This is a genomic window from Priestia sp. Y58 (genome assembly GCF_029522095.1).
GTDB lineage: Bacteria > Bacillota > Bacilli > Bacillales > Bacillaceae_H > Priestia > Priestia megaterium_E.
Genome location: NZ_JAKWFL010000003.1, coordinates 427,112 through 442,501, shown reverse-complemented (window position 1 = coordinate 442,501; position 15,390 = coordinate 427,112). Strand labels below are relative to the sequence as shown.

13 protein-coding genes are annotated in these 15,390 nt (G+C 38.6%); 2 read left to right on the top strand and 11 right to left on the bottom strand.

The window, feature by feature from the left end; all coding sequences use genetic code 11:
* Window position 1 precedes the first annotated feature (1 nt).
* The 4 genes from MMB68_RS12270 to proC form a co-directional block, all read right to left on the bottom strand.
* Window positions 2-199 carry a cold-shock protein gene (locus MMB68_RS12270; protein ID WP_013056990.1) on the bottom strand — a complete coding sequence of 66 codons (198 nt, stop codon included), beginning with the start codon at window positions 197-199 and terminating at the stop codon, window positions 2-4.
* A 353-nt stretch (window positions 200-552) separates the two neighbouring features.
* A complete protein-coding gene (locus tag MMB68_RS12265) occupies window positions 553-1,815 on the bottom strand; it encodes a glutamate-5-semialdehyde dehydrogenase (protein WP_221783099.1) in 1,263 nt (420 codons plus the stop codon).
* Between the two features lie 114 nt (window positions 1,816-1,929).
* Window positions 1,930-3,036: a glutamate 5-kinase gene (gene proB / locus MMB68_RS12260; RefSeq protein ID WP_013056988.1), complete on the bottom strand. Its 1,107-nt coding sequence runs from the start codon at window positions 3,034-3,036 to the stop codon at window positions 1,930-1,932.
* A gap of 87 nt (window positions 3,037-3,123) precedes the next feature.
* Window positions 3,124-3,966 carry a pyrroline-5-carboxylate reductase gene (proC, locus tag MMB68_RS12255; protein WP_013056987.1) on the bottom strand — a complete coding sequence of 281 codons (843 nt, stop codon included), beginning with the start codon at window positions 3,964-3,966 and terminating at the stop codon, window positions 3,124-3,126.
* 449 nt (window positions 3,967-4,415) lie between these two features.
* Between proC and MMB68_RS12250 the strand changes: the two genes are divergently transcribed.
* On the top strand, window positions 4,416-7,976 hold the full coding sequence (locus MMB68_RS12250; RefSeq protein WP_221783095.1) for a CheR family methyltransferase: 3,561 nt from the start codon (window positions 4,416-4,418) through the stop codon (window positions 7,974-7,976).
* Here the strand turns inward: MMB68_RS12250 and MMB68_RS12245 are convergent.
* From MMB68_RS12245 to MMB68_RS12235, 3 genes are read right to left on the bottom strand one after another with little or no spacing between them, the layout of a single operon-like run.
* Window positions 7,973-8,593 carry a hypothetical protein gene (locus MMB68_RS12245; protein ID WP_221783093.1) on the bottom strand — a complete coding sequence of 207 codons (621 nt, stop codon included), beginning with the start codon at window positions 8,591-8,593 and terminating at the stop codon, window positions 7,973-7,975. The genes MMB68_RS12250 and MMB68_RS12245 overlap by 4 nt on opposite strands.
* Complete coding sequence (locus tag MMB68_RS12240) at window positions 8,590-9,267, bottom strand: cobalamin B12-binding domain-containing protein (protein ID WP_264409243.1); 678 nt, start codon at window positions 9,265-9,267, stop codon at window positions 8,590-8,592. The genes MMB68_RS12245 and MMB68_RS12240 overlap by 4 nt, the downstream gene beginning before the upstream one ends.
* A gap of 23 nt (window positions 9,268-9,290) precedes the next feature.
* Entirely contained in the window at window positions 9,291-11,825 is a 2,535-nt protein-coding gene (locus MMB68_RS12235) for an AAA domain-containing protein (protein WP_277447860.1), read from the bottom strand.
* A gap of 291 nt (window positions 11,826-12,116) precedes the next feature.
* Between MMB68_RS12235 and MMB68_RS12230 the strand changes: the two genes are divergently transcribed.
* Window positions 12,117-13,154 carry a LysM peptidoglycan-binding and 3D domain-containing protein gene (locus tag MMB68_RS12230; protein ID WP_153253668.1) on the top strand — a complete coding sequence of 346 codons (1,038 nt, stop codon included), beginning with the start codon at window positions 12,117-12,119 and terminating at the stop codon, window positions 13,152-13,154.
* 20 nt (window positions 13,155-13,174) lie between these two features.
* Here MMB68_RS12230 and MMB68_RS12225 read toward each other — a convergent pair whose 3' ends face one another.
* From MMB68_RS12225 to MMB68_RS12210, 4 genes are all read right to left on the bottom strand, one after another.
* Window positions 13,175-13,651 (bottom strand): GNAT family N-acetyltransferase, encoded by a 477-nt coding sequence (locus tag MMB68_RS12225; protein ID WP_221783086.1) that lies wholly within the window; start codon window positions 13,649-13,651, stop codon window positions 13,175-13,177.
* 2 nt (window positions 13,652-13,653) lie between these two features.
* Window positions 13,654-13,860, bottom strand: a complete 207-nt coding sequence (locus MMB68_RS12220; RefSeq protein WP_221783084.1) for a zinc ribbon domain-containing protein — start codon at window positions 13,858-13,860, stop codon at window positions 13,654-13,656.
* Window positions 13,861-14,025: 165 nt separating this feature from the next.
* On the bottom strand, window positions 14,026-14,847 hold the full coding sequence (locus MMB68_RS12215; RefSeq protein ID WP_221783082.1) for an MBL fold metallo-hydrolase: 822 nt from the start codon (window positions 14,845-14,847) through the stop codon (window positions 14,026-14,028).
* Window positions 14,848-15,138: 291 nt separating this feature from the next.
* Window positions 15,139-15,348 (bottom strand): cold-inducible protein YdjO-related protein, encoded by a 210-nt coding sequence (locus MMB68_RS12210; RefSeq protein ID WP_221783080.1) that lies wholly within the window; start codon window positions 15,346-15,348, stop codon window positions 15,139-15,141.
* Between the last annotated feature and the right edge of the window lie 42 nt (window positions 15,349-15,390).

The window sequence follows — 15,390 nt, the reverse complement described above, 5'->3', positions numbered from 1 at the left end:
ATTAATCAATGACTCTAGGATTATGAATAACCTGCAGTTCTTTTACAGCTTGCTTCATTTCGCTTTTGCAAATTGGACAAGTTGGCTGATCTCCGCTTTTAAAGTTATCTCGAACCCAACAATTACACGTATCTGATGTACATTCCCAAACTTTTGTTTCTTCAATAACAGCCGGCTCTAAATTTTTACGATTATACATACACATCGTCTCCTTTAAACAGTACTTTTTAAGTGGATAATAAATGAAGATTAACTTAGCGTGTAAATGTGGTAAATGGTGCAAGATAAAGTGATACTATACATCCGTAAATCAATCTTTGAGGAATACATACGGCGTCTTGAAAGACTAAAATAAAAATGAAGTTATAGCAAAGCAGATAGCAGTTGCTTTTCTTAAAACAACGGGATAGTCTGAAAAGAACAAAAATGAAGATCACAAAAATTATATATTTTACTATTATAACAGAGTTTATAATTTTTTACAAATCAGCTTCCATTTACTTGTCTTTTCAAAAAAAAAGCGAGCACATGATTAGGCTCGCTTTTCATTTCTTATCGAGTTTGTCCGTTTCCACTCATAATATATTTAATTGTCGTAAGCGCAGGAAGTCCCATTGGACCGCGTGCATGAAGCTTTTGAGTTGAAATCCCAATTTCAGCTCCAAATCCTAAAGCTCCTCCGTCAGTAAAACGCGTAGATGCATTATGATACAGTGCGGCTGCATCCACTAAAGACATAAAGCGTGAAACGGCTTGTTTATCTTCTGAAATGATGGCTTCAGAGTGTTTTGTTCCATATGTTTCGATATGGTCAATCGCTTCATCCACACTCTCTACTACTTTCATCGCGATCGCTAAGCGCAAATACTCTTCAGCCCAGTCTTTTTCAGCCGCTGGTTTTGCTCCAGGAATTTCACCTACTGTCGCTTTGTCACCATATACTTCAATATTATGATCATTGAATGCTTGAATCAATTCATCTTTATGAGAATCGAGCCAGTTCTTGTGTACAAGAACCGTTTCTGCTGCGTTACACACCGCTGGTCGATCTGTTTTTGCATTAATCAAAATCGGAATGGCCTTCTTAACGTCAGCTTGTTCATCGATATAAATATGGCAGTTTCCCACTCCCGTTTCTAACACAGGAACCGTTGCGTTATTGACGACCGCTTGAATCAACGAAGCCCCTCCGCGCGGAATTAGCACGTCAATATGCTCTTTCATTGTAAATAATTCTTGCGTAGCCGCACGATCTGTACTTGAAATAAACTGTACCGCTTCTTTAGGAATTGGCGTTTCATCAAGAGCTTTATGAATAATATCCACAATAGCTTGGTTAGATGAAATAGCTGAAGAGCCGCCTTTTAACACAATGGCATTTCCAGATTTCAACGCTAGCCCTGTTGCATCTACCGTTACGTTTGGACGTGCTTCATAAATCATTCCGATAACGCCAAGAGGCACGCGTACTTGCTTGACATCTAGACCGTTATCCAATGTCCAGCTTGATAAAATATCTCCTGTTGGATCATCTAACTCAGCAACTTCACGAAGGCCGTTTGCAAATTCTTTTACACGTTCCGCTGAAAGAGCAAGGCGATCCATCAGCGCTTCGTCAAACCCTTTTTCCTTACCGTTTTTTAAATCTACTTCATTTGCTTTTAAAATATACTCCGTGTTGTTTTCAAGTGTAGAGGCAATCGTTAACAGCGCATCGTTTTTTTGCTCTGTTGTTAGTAAACTTAATTGTTTAGCTGCTTTTTTTGCTGAAATAGCTTGTTCTTCTACTGAATACTTTTCATTTGTTTGTAACACCAAATCACTCCTGGATTCGTTTTAGTTTTGTTTGATTTTAAAGTGTGAGGCATAAGAGGTAAATGCAATCATGCAAAGAAAAGGAAGGGCTCCTTTTCTTTACAGCATGTTTGCTTACAAACCGACCGGTACTGGAATTTCTAAGTGACACACTAGACCTTCGCTGTCTACAATCGGTTGATCAATTGGCTCATTCAGTGCAAGTTCATCAGATGAATAATTTGTCACGCCAAGAGCCAGCTCATTTTCGTCTTTATCTAGAATACGTACAACTGCTCGTTCACTAAAGTGGCCTTTAATATATTTAACGTGCTCGCGAAGTAAAGGCTCTTTATCTTCAATAATTGCACGTTTCGCGGCATCTTCGACTACTATTTCCCCTTCAGGACCAGAGTTAAACGCAATCCACTGCTTTTTCTGATTAAGGTTCGCAGAATCATCTTCAGATTCAAAATACGTTCCTGTTGCATCTCCGTCAACCGCTTGTGTTAAGATGTTTGGCACGCCGGCTCTTCCTAAAAATGCTGGAATTCCTGATGCCATAGCGATTTTGAACGCGTCAATTTTCGAGCGCATACCGCCTGTTCCAACTGAACTTCCTGAATCTCCTGCAGATTCTTCGATTTCTTGCGTGATTTCCCCTACGTGAGGAACTAATTTTGCATTTGGATCCTGTCGAGGGTCCGCGCTGTATAAGCCATCGATATCCGATAAAATAATAAGCAGGTCGGAATCCACTAGTCCAGCAACTTTAGCTGAAAGTGTATCATTATCGCCAAATTTTAATCGATTGATGGTTACCGTGTCGTTTTCATTGACAATTGGCACAATGCCGCGTTCTAACAGCACGTTAATTGTATTTCGTGCATTGTTGTAACGATTTTCGTCTGAAAAATCGTCTCTTGTAATTAAGATTTGAGAAGCAACGTATCCATGTGATAGAAACAATTCTGAATAAGCCTCCATTAACAGTCCTTGACCGATTGAGGCAGCTGCTTGTTTTTCAGGTAAAGAGCTAGGTCGCTCTAAGCAGCCAAGCTTGCGGTATCCTGCAGCTACAGCTCCTGATGAAACCAACAGCACTTCATGACCGCTGTCTTTTAAGTCTACGACTTGATCCACAAGGCGCTCGAGCTTCCGTCTGCTGATTTCACCGTGTGAACTTGTTAATGAACTACTTCCAATTTTAATTACAACCCGCTTCTTATTGTCGGGACTCATCAAATCACTCCTAGTGTGTTCTGTATGTTTTCTTGTTTATGATTATTTTTTTGTTGTGAGGAATTCACGAAGAAGATAAGTGACGAATTAATTAGTACTTGCCACTTTTTGTAGTTGAGCACTCATTTCTTTTGAACGCTTTGATGCTCCTTTAACTGCTTGCATCATTGCTTCTCCGCCGCCGTGTTTAGCTAAGGCGTCTAAACCAGCTGCTGTTGTACCGTTTGGAGACGTCACATTTTCACGAAGCTCCGTCGGCGTTTCATCTCTTTCCATCATCATTCTTGCTGCACCGTAAATGGTTTGGGCGCCAATTTCACGTGCTAGCTCAGGATCAAGACCTTCTTCTTTAGCTGCTTTTTCGATATGCTCCATAAGGAAATAAAAATAAGCGGGTCCACTTCCGGCAATTCCTGTGAAAATGTCCATTTGAGGCTCATCAATCACGTACACTTTTCCAATTGCAGAAAGCAGCTCTTTTGCTGTTAGCACAGCATCCATTGCAGCATATTGACCTGGAGATATGGCCGTTGCTGATTGCTGAATCATACTTGATGTATTAGGCATCACTCGAATGACCTGCTGTTCATCATGCAATAACTCTTCCATGTAAGAAGACGAAATCCCTGCAAGAACAGATAGGACAAGCTGGTCTTTGTTGATTTGAGGCTTTAATTCGTTTAATGCCTCTTCAGCGCCTTTTGGCTTCATCGCTAGAATAAAAACGTCAATGTCATCTGTTTTCAGCTCGCTTCGCTTTACTGCTGTGATACCATATCTATTTTCAAGTTCGTGCAGTCGCGCATCATTGCTGCGATTTGTTACGATAATATTTTCAGCAGGTAATTTCTTTGCATTGACCATACCAGAAATCATCGCTTCTGCCATTGATCCAGCACCTAAAAAAGCAACTTTTTGTTTTTGATCCATCAAATCTCCCCTGTCATTTGTTCGTATTTTTGTTCTCGTTTCTTTCAACGGTTCCTATAGTAACATGCTGAAAAAGAGTGTCAAGTTGAATTTAACCGTTTTTTTCCTCCTTGAGCGTATAACCTTATGCGTATGTAAGCGTAAACAAAACTTTTTTAAATATTTTTTTCTGCAAAAAAAACCGATTTTTTTTATAAAAATACGTTTATATAAAGAAAATCCGGGCATACTATATAGTTTGGACTTTAAATTTTTTTGCGAAAAATAGAGGAATTTTGAAAACGTTATTTGAACAATATAATAGGTTTGCTAAAATGAACCTATGTACCAGCATCTTGGTTTTTTTGGAAAATTTACTTTTGATGTAAACCACGCTGTGCTGTCGACATTAAAATAAACAAAACGACATACAATCTAGGAAGTGTCGAAACATTATTGGAGGTTCTATTATGAAGAACAACTCGTTTTCTACGGTTCCATCGTCTTCAGAAGGAATAGAGAAACAGGATTTACACGTTGTGGGAATTGGCGCTTCTGCCGGAGGGTTAGAAGCTATTGAGCAGTTTTTCGCTAATATGCCTTCACCAAATGGAATGGCGTTTATTATTGTACAGCACCTTTCCTCTAAATATAAAAGTTTTATGCCAGAACTTTTAGCAAAAAAAACAGGAATGAATATCAAACTGACACAAGACGGGATGACTTTACAAGAAGACACAATTTATTTAAATCCTCCCCATCATTATGTGACCGTTGTGGATCATACTCTTCGCCTTCGTCCCTATGAAGAAAATGATCAGGTAAAGTATCCGATTGACGCCTTTTTTCATTCTCTTGCTGCTTCAAAAAAACACCGGTGCACAGCCATTATTTTATCGGGAAAAGGAAATGATGGAACAGGAGGAGCAAAAACAATACGAGAGTATGGCGGAACTGTACTTGTACAAGATGAAAGCACAGCAAAGTACAGAGATATGCCCCTAAGCGCTATTGATGCCCACCTTGCTGATTATATTCTTTCTCCTGCTGATATGCCTGACCTTGTGCAAACGCATGTCAGCCAAACTGAATTTACATATAATGAAGAAACGCTGCAATACATTTATTCATTAATAAAGAAGAAAACAGGCATCGACTTCTCTATGTACAAAAAAAACACGGTGCTGCGACGACTTGAAAAGAGAATGGCTTTACTCGATCCGCCATCTCAAACGATGGAAGAATACCGGGACTATTTATGTAAAGAAGCCGAAGAAATCGTCGAACTGCAGCGAGACTTGCTGATTGGAGTGACACAATTTCTTAGAGATAAAGAAGCATTCTCTATTATTGAAGAACAAGTTATTCCTCAATTAGTTGAAAGAAAGATTCATAGTCAAGAAGATGAAATCCGCATCTGGGTAGCAGGTTGTTCTACTGGTCAAGAAGCATATACATTAGCTATTTTGCTTCATGACTATTTATCAACAATCAACCGTTATTTCGATGTCCGAATCTTTGCTACAGACATTGATCGTCATGCAATTAAAAGAGCTAGTCAAGGTATTTATGAAGAAGCGGAAGTTCATTCCTTCTCAGCAGCTCAGATTAATGAATATTTTGAGCAAACAAAACACGGTGGTTATCAAGTTAAAAAAACAATCCGCAAAATGATTGTTTTTGCCCCGCATAATATAGGAAAAGACTCGCCTTTTGTAAACGTTGATCTCATTAGCTGTCGAAATATGATGATTTACTTCCAAGCTGAACTGCAGCAGCGCATTCTGTCTCTTTTTCATTTTTCTTTGACAGAAGAAGGCGTACTTTTTTTAGGCCCTAGTGAAACAACGGGAAATTTGTCTGATTTGTTCCGCCCTATCAACAGTAAGTGGAAAATATTTAAGCGTTCCGGACAGCCCAGCCGACAAATTACGGGAGCTTTTAATCTTTCGAAATCCAGCTTGCATGAAGGTGATTTTTCTAGCGTTCCGCTGCCAAGTCAACTTTATAAACCTCTTCCTTCGCTTAAATTAGATGAGATGTATCAGTCAATGATTGATCACTTTATGAGCCCTTGTCTCGTATTAAATGAATACAACGAAGTAATATTTTGTTCAAAAGAAGCGACTCAGCTTATTAACGTTCCTGTAGGGAAAATTAATTATACAATTTTCAAAATGGTGCCAGTTCACGTCTCTTTAGCCATTGGGGCAGCTATTAAACGCGTAAAAGAGCAAGGTATGAGCGTATGCTGTCAGCACATTGAGTTTGTCATAAACAACGTGCAGCGCCGTTTTAATATTACAATATCTGCCCTTCCAACAAATCACTCTCTTTACTTACTTATGTTTGATGAACAGACAGATACTGCCATTATTGATAAGGAAGAGCCCATGTTCCTTAATCAAACAAGCTCTATTAGTGAGCTTGTAGTAGATTTAGAGCAAGAGCTTCATTACACGCAGCAGCATTTGCAAACGACGATTGAAGAGCTAGAAACAGCAAATGAGGAGCTAAAGTCCACAAACGAAGAACTGATTGCTTCTAACGAAGAGCTGCAGTCCACAAATGAGGAACTGCAGTCTGTTAATGAAGAGTTAATTAGTGTTAACAATCAGTACGAGCGAAAGATTGAAGAATTAACGGACTTAAATAACGATATTGATAATTTATTAATCAGTACAACTATTGCTACTATCTTTTTAGACGAGCAGCTGAATATTAAATTATTTACGCCGGAAACGAAAACAGTGATCAACGTTCTTCATCAAGATATTGGAAGACCTTTCTTTCATATTTCGCATAACTTTAGATATGACCATCTAATCGAGGATGCAATGCACGTTTTAAGAACAAATAACACCCTTCAAAAAGAAATTCAAAGCTACGATAACCAATGGTACAGCATGAAAATGATGCCTTATCGTACAAATGAGAATTTAATTAACGGTGTAGTTATTACGTTTATTAATATTACAGAAATTAAACGATCAAATGAAGAATTGGCTATTACATCATTTGCAGTCGCTCACAGTCCTACGGGCATTTTCATTACCGACCACCAAGGTAAAATTAAGTACATTAATCAAAAATTCATGGAGCAAAAGCATGCCCCGCAAGAAGTATTTGGGCTGCACCTCTATGACTTATATACAAAAAAGCTGGGGGTTAAAAGATTCCCTAAGATTTGGAATGAAGTATACAGAGGAGAAAAATGGAACGGAGAAATTTCCTACGTTCAAGAAGACGGAGAAACCGTTTGGGAACAGTTAGCCTTAATGCCTGTTAAAAATGATCAGGATGAAATCATCCATTACATTGGATTAAGCGAAGACATTTCACAGCGCAAACAGTCGGAAATGATGCTCAAAAATTCAGAGATGCTGTCAGCACTTGGACAGCTGGCTGCTGGCATTGCCCATGAAATACGAAACCCTCTTACATCATTAAAGGGCTTTTTACAGCTTATGATGCAAGAAGAAACGTATAAAAAAGAATATATGGATGTCATGATGTCCGAGTTTAACCGCTTAGAACTAATTATTAGCGAACTGCTCATTCTAGCCAAACCGGAAGTCGTAAAATATGAAAATAAACAGATAAATTTAATTCTTCAAGACGTATGTACGCTGCTGCATACACAGGCCATTCTTAAAAACATTACTATTTCAACAGATTTTGAAGAAAAATTACCTGTTGTTCATTGTATTGAAAAAGATATGAAACAAGTATTTATCAACATGGTGAAAAATTCTATTGAAGCGATGGATGACCCTGGGTCTATTCTAGTGGTATCTAAATTTGATCCAGATACAAATCAAGTAGTCGTCCAAGTGATAGATGAAGGAAAAGGCATGCCGAAAGATCGATTAACACGAATTAGCGAGCCTTTCTATACAACAAAAGAAAAAGGAACAGGATTAGGATTGATGGTGAGTCACAAAATCATTAGTAATCATAAAGGAAGCATTTCGTATGATAGTGAAGAAGGAAAAGGAACAACAGTAGAAATCCGATTACCGCTTTCTTAATGTACTTTGTTCTTCTGCCTTAAACATTCAAGTTCCTGATTAATTACATCTTGAATGTCAAACAAATGTGTAGAGACCAATTCCATATATTCTCCTTTTCCTGCTTCAATTACGTCGGAGCGGATAATACTTAGGAGGTCTTGAATGGTTAGCACATTTGTTTTCATTTCTCGAAAATGACGCTGAAGATCAACTAGCTGCATTTTTTTCGCCGTTTCTACATCTGTTTCCCTGACTGAAAAACCTTGGTTCACTTGTGGTGAGTCTTGCATAAGCATAGAGCGAAACTGTTGAAGGGTTGATTGAACACTCATCATATGCTCATGAATAGGATAGCAGAAAACAGCGTGCAGCGAATGATAGGCTTCAGGTTTAAAATGAAAATCAAAAAGAGCAACCGGGTTAGAAAACGTGCGCATATTTACTTCGATTTGCACTTCTTCCTCTCCCTGGAGTGCTCTTTTTACTTTTTCTTGGCTGTCTTCATCAACTAGATCTAAAAAGTTCTGAACAGGCGGGAAACTTTTCGTGACGCTTGGTGTAAATTCAATTATTTCGTTGTCTTTATTGAGTAAAAACATTGGAACCGGAATCTGTTGAATCGGCAAACTGATCATATTTCTTCCCCCATTGCTAACATTTTATCTTGCGTCGAACTTTCTTTATTGTTGATTAGAAGCCAGTCTTTAAAAGCTTGAATATGATTAATGAATATGGTTTTTGAAGATCCTGAAGCCGATAAATCATGCGTGTTGAGAAGCTGGCTGCCTACTAATACAAGAGGACTTTGCGCCATGCTTTCAATCTCAGCAATGTATTTTTGTAAATCAGGCAGCAAATGCACTTGCGAGACAGACAAGCACACTACATCAGGGTCCCATCTTTCAATGCTTTTTAGAGCAAACGGCAGCGGCAAGTTTGCTCCTAAGTTTTTAACTTCCCATCCTTGTTCTCTCATAAGGCCTGCAATCATTTTAATACCTAAATAATGCTCTTCTCCTTCAATGCAAAAAAGAAGTGCCCGATGGCGCTGAAGCAATTGATGCTGTGATAGCTGAAAGCGAGTTAACACATAGTCACAGGTTGCAGTAGCCAAATGCTCCTCCGCGACTGAAATTTTATTTTCTTGCCACCTTTTCCCTATCTCATACATCGCTTCTGTCAGAAACGTGTATACGTCAGTTGAAGAATGGCTTTCTTCTATATATATAGCAATGAGCAGCCAGCTTTTTTGAACGTCTCCTTCTAGCAAACAATCAGCTAAAGCCGCTACATTACGAGAGTAAACGATAAGATCACGCCCTTTTCTTAAAGTTACAATAAATCTCTAGGCAAAACTTCCTTTTTGCACGATGGACAACATGCGTAGACGCCTTTATTCTCATCATAATCTACGTTCATCGGCTGCTTGCATGCTGTACATACAGCATGTACGTAGTTTAAATATTTTTCCACTAATAAACGTGTTGCCCCACTTGTTTTCCCGCAATAATAGCAAATAAACCTTACTTTTCCTTTTTTTGTTATCTCTACTTCTCGCATATGCTGACAAGATTCACAGCGATCCCAGCTGCGAAGGTAATTGCTCAAAGAATATTGTGGTTTATTTGTTTCTATATACATTTTTGTTTCTTGATTTCTTGTTTTATCTTCGGTAAAGTCAATTGACCGAATAAGCTGTTTAGCGCCTAGCTTTGACTCAATTCTAGCTGCCATAAACGCTTCATTTTTTCCGCCGTAAGGCATATTGATCCATATAGTGGATTCATCGATGATAAGCAGTGACATCGGAACAGCAGATGAAATAACGTGAGCGCCGTCAATTCGAACTTCTGTTGGTTCACGAGTAAGAACGGTCACTTCACCTTTAAATGAGTGTAACATCTCCCGTATTTCTTGAGGAATAAGCGAAGCATAAGGAATACACAATAAAATCTGCTGCCGAGCTTGATATAAGTCTTTTTTTAACTGACTGCTGTTCGCTGGATGGTACCAAATCAATTTAGGATGCTGAATGACTTCTTTTAAAAATTGCTGAGGTTGGTATACTTTTTGGTTTTCGTTAAAGTGGTTGACCAACTTCCATAACGCTCGCTCCTTTGGTACACGCTGCTGGGCAAACGACTCGTCTGAAAGCATCATAAATTTTCCTTTTGAACGCGTCACCGCTACATTTACCAATCGGTCGCTATTTTCATTTGTTAGAAGTAAACCTGGTTTTGACTGAGGCTTTGTATCGACCGTATCAAAAATTATGATATCTCGTTCTGCGCCTTGAAATTTGTGTACGGTTGCTGCGATTATATCGCTGGCTGGTTCAATATCTTGAAGAAATGCATTGATCAATTTAGCTTGAGACTTATAAGGAGTCACATAGCCAATAGTAGCGGAAGAAGCTTTGCGTGCCCGCAGCATCAAACTTACCGCCAAAACAGCTGTTATCACATTGTAGCGTGAGCCGGAAACAACATCTCGCATAGCGGAAGAATGCAAATGACCAATGTTAAGCATAAGCGCTGCTTCATGAGCAAACGGCCGACTGCTTGCTACTACTTCTCGACTTGTTGTGACAGAGGGATGATCTGCTACTCGGTTGCTGTAAATATAGCGATTTGTAAAAGCCGAGATATCTTTATGCATTCTTCTTTGCTTTGTCAACATAAAAAGATGAGGGTGTATCTCACCGCTTTCTACTTGCTCTACAAGGCCCGTCTGCTCAAATAAATCTCGCTGCAGCCACTTCTTCACTTCAGCATGAGAAGATTGAGATACCGGGGGAAGCTGTTTAAAATCGCCGCATACGACAATTCGTTTTCCTAACGTAGCTGCAAAAGCAATTTGCGGTGCATATGCCATGCTAATTTCGTCTACCACAACCATATCAAATTCACTTTGATAAAGTAATCGATCAATAGCCGCTTTTGATAAGGTAGTGCCTACAATATACGCTTGGTCAAACACATTTTTCTCCGCTTCAATCCACTTGTTACGAAGGACGTTTAGCTTTTTGTTAACTTGCTGAAGCTGGTGAGCTTTATTGGGATACCTGCTTAAGTAAACTCGTTCTTCTTGTAAATCACGCATCTCCTGAGCTAAATCCGGATCATCTTCTCCAATGACTTCTTCTACTTTTATATTTTCTAAGCCACTGCTTTTTGTTGCTCCGTATCGAATGAGTTTTCCTTTTTTCCAAGCTTCTTTCTTTTTTAACTGACGTGCAGTTTCTTGCAGCAAACCGTCCACCGCTGCATTACTGTGAGATAATAAAAGGATCCGCTTTGATTTCCGGTAATAGCTTGCCACGATTTTTGACAGCGTATATGTTTTTCCAGTTCCAGGAGGACCCCAAATATACGTAGTACGGTTATAACGCGCTCGCAGCAACACTTCATGAAGAGCGTTCTTAGACGTATACTCTTTATGACGAACAGGACTATCGCCTCTCATAAGACGTTTGATTCTTACTATTTTTTGCTTGTAATCTTTTGCTTCCGTGAGTCTATCAATGAGAGCCTGCAATAATTCCCATGGTTCGTTATATATATCGAGTTCGTCTACTTCTTGTCCAATAAACGCATCTATTTTAAGGTACAAATCAAATCCTTCCGTTCCAATAACTTCTCCTTTACTTTCTTTATGCTGGTGGACAAGGCGTACCTGAGCTCCATCAAAAAGGTATAAATCGGCTGTGCGTTCAAACCGGTAAAGATACGCATCTCCCTGCTGCCCTAAGTACTCTCCTTTTCCTACCGTATACTTTTCTCCGCCGTGTTTCTTCATATAATTAATCTCAATTGAAAGTGCGCGCACCCATGCTTTTAAATATGAAGAGATAGAGCGTTTTTCCATAGATGTCTAACTCCCTTTTTATCCGTTCATTTCTAACTTATCTATTCTATCATGTCATTTGAATATAGCATAGCTTCTTTCTTCTTCATTTTTATAAAAGCAGAACACCTTTTTTACTTACAGACAAATTAAGACTTTTTTCATCATAATCATAAAAAAACCGCGTTTTTTCTATCACTTTAGACGTATTGTTACAAACTTGTAATATAAAACCTACCATTTTGTCATGAGTTTGTTACATATTGCTGATAGAATAAGAGACAACTATTGGAAATAAAGGAGAAATATTAGATGAAAAAACACATTTTTACATTAGGGGCTACAGCTTTAGTATCAATTGGAATTGCAGACGCAGCATCAGCTGACACAGACACGCATAAAGTAAAAGCTGGAGAAACGTTATTCAGCATCTCACAGCAGCATAATGTAACAGTTGAAGACTTAAAAAAGTGGAATGGTCTTTCTTCCACATTAATTTATGCAAACCAAACATTACAAATTGGATCTACATCTACTGACTCTTCATCTAGTTCAACTCCAACTACAACATCTTCAAATCATACATATACAGTAAAATCAGGTGACACGCTTTACCGTATCGCTAAAAACAACGGTACTTCTGTACAGCAGCTAAAAGAGTGGAATAACTTATCTAGTCATTTAATTTATGTGAATCAAGTATTAAAAATAAGCGGAACAGGAACAGTTTCATCATCACCTTCAGCACCTGTACAAGAAAAAACAAACGAAACGCAAGCATCCCCGGCTCCTAGCAACAGTAAAAGTTATAAAGTTCAGCCTGGAGATACAATGTGGAGCGTAGCACAGCGACACGGCATTTCAATTTCTCAATTAAAACAGTGGAATAACTTATCGTCTAATACGATTTACATTAATCAAGTGCTACAAGTAGGCGGACAAGCAGCAGCTCAGGCGAAACCATCAACGCCATCACCTGCTGCTCCTTCAACACCGTCAACTTCAGCACCGTCGACTTCAACGCCGGCACCTGCTCCAGCGCAAGAAAGTAAGTCGGTTTCGAAAGAGATTACGGTTGAAGCAACAGCTTATACTGCTTACTGTGCGGGCTGCAGCGGAATCACTGCTACAGGCATCGACCTAAGGTCAAATCCTAATCGAAAAGTAATTGCAGTTGATCCTCGCGTGATTCCATTAGGTTCTCGCGTATACGTAGAAGGTTACGGAGAAGCAATTGCTGGAGATACTGGCGGTGCCATTAAAGGTACTCGCGTTGATTTATTTATGGCATCTCAAAGCTCAGCTTTAAATTGGGGACGCAAAACGGTAAAACTTCAAATTTTAGATTAATCACTAAAAGCAGAAGCGTGTTAGTCGCTTCTGCTTTTTAATTTCTTTTCAAACATAATCATATCGATAGCTTGCAGGCCATTCTCGTAAATTGGTGGAACGTACTGCAAAAAGAAATTCTTTTTGACACCACTTTGATAAAAGCCTGCCTTTTTATAAAATGCTATGTTTTCAAGACTGGAGTCCGCTGTTCCTACAATCATTTTAGAATATTGGTTACACTCATACAATGCTTCTAGCTTTTTAATGACTTTGCTGCCGATTCCTTTTCCTCTGTATGCTTCTTCTAAACCAATATTTTTCACTTCTACTGCCGATTCCTCTTCATCGATGAGGCACTGCACAACTCCTATCTCCTTCTTTTCATACACAATGGTAAATAAGGAACCTTCATTTATATACGACTTTACTACTTTTTCGTCTTCATCCCCTATCAATAGCAGGTTCAAATAGGAAGCGCGCCTGTCTTTATCAATTTCAACAAGGTCGATACTCATCTTTACCCTCCAAAAAATAAGTCAATAATATTGCTGCCTCTTGAAGATGATTTATTATATAGCTCTGAATACCCGCAGCTCGTGCAATATACCACTGTAAAGTGATTGTGCTGAACGTCTAAGTATCTAGACAGCCCCGTTCCCGTTGTAGCAATTTCTTTTGTTTGTGCTTCTGTATGTCCGCATTTTACACAACCGTTTTTCCCCATTGTTATACTCCTTTATAAATAAAATAATTTCTTATTTATATAAACGGATAGAAAAGGAAAAAGTTTCATTTAATTGATAAATAAAAGAAAGTAAGAAACCGCATCTCCAACAGAAGATGCGGTTTCTTACTTTTAATATCGATGGGATGACTGTACACTCGATTTCTATAACAGCAATTCTCTTTTCATAATTTCAACGTTTTTTTGATGACATTGTGCGGTGAAATCAGAGGGAAACGCCAGTTTATCATTTAGCTTATCGAGCGCTTCTTTACTGTTTTCTTTCACTGCCGCTTGCAGTTCATCTAAATAAGAGCTGGCCATCTCCACTCGCCTTTGAATTTCAGCTCGGTGATGTGTCGTTTTCCCGTGCCCGGGAACTAGCGTTAGATTTTGGTGCTTAGCTAAAATATGTCGCGCAGCAGCAAGCGTGTCGCGATAATCGTTTACACTTTCATATATGTACGGATATTCAAAATCCGATAAATAATCCCCTGCAATCCATATCGAATCATCGACAATCATAAATAGGCCATCGTTTGTATGACCTTTTGCAAAATAACAGGTAATGGATGTTTCACCTAAAGTAATATGCTGTTCATTTTCGGTTACCACAATATCCAGCTCCGGGAATATAATATCATGAGATCTTTTTATATAATAGTCATGATCAAACTGCTTAATCATTTGAACTTTTTCTTCTTTGTCCGGATGATGTACTAAAAATTTGCTGCCGATAAAGGTGGCATTTAATTCTAAGAAAGCGCCATATCCAATGACGTGATCAAAATCTCCGTGAGTAAAAAACACATACAGGTTGCGATGATTTAAGATGTCTTGAACATGCTGTTTAATTTCATTAATTTCGTGAGGAAGCCATGTTGGATCAACAACAATAACACAGTCTTTTGTTTCAATCACTGCAGATGTTGTTTGAAATAGCGCGCTTTCAAAAACCGTCATTTGCTCCGTTTTATATTGAATCATGAAAACAGCTCCTTATTTTTTCTATCACCTTTATTATAGCGGAAATAGAAAGATAAGGGCGCGTATGACGGTTCATAAAACGAAACTATGCAAGATGTGATAAAATGCGGAACCAGCCAAACAATGAAACCCAAATAGGAATACTAAACAAGGTTCCCCAAAATAAACCTTTCAAAAAGTTCCCTTGATTCATTCTGATATTCCTCACCTTCATCGTATGTTGGTTCTTAGTCTAGCGCAGCTTAATGAAATTTTAGTGAAAAATAAAAAAAGAAGCAGTTGCTTCTTTTTTTATTTATTATAAAATTGGTGATCGTACTTAATTTTCGGCAGCTCGCGTACTTCCTGCGACATTTCTGTTCCGCACATCGGACAGTTATAATCAACTGTAACAAAATCTTCTCTCATCCACCCATTACACGATTCAGATTGACACGCGTATACAGTCGTATCCATCATTTGATCTACTTCTTCTTCTACGGCTTTTCTTGCAAAATACATGTGCACAGCTCCCTTTTTTTCTTAGTATATGTAAAATTCCCA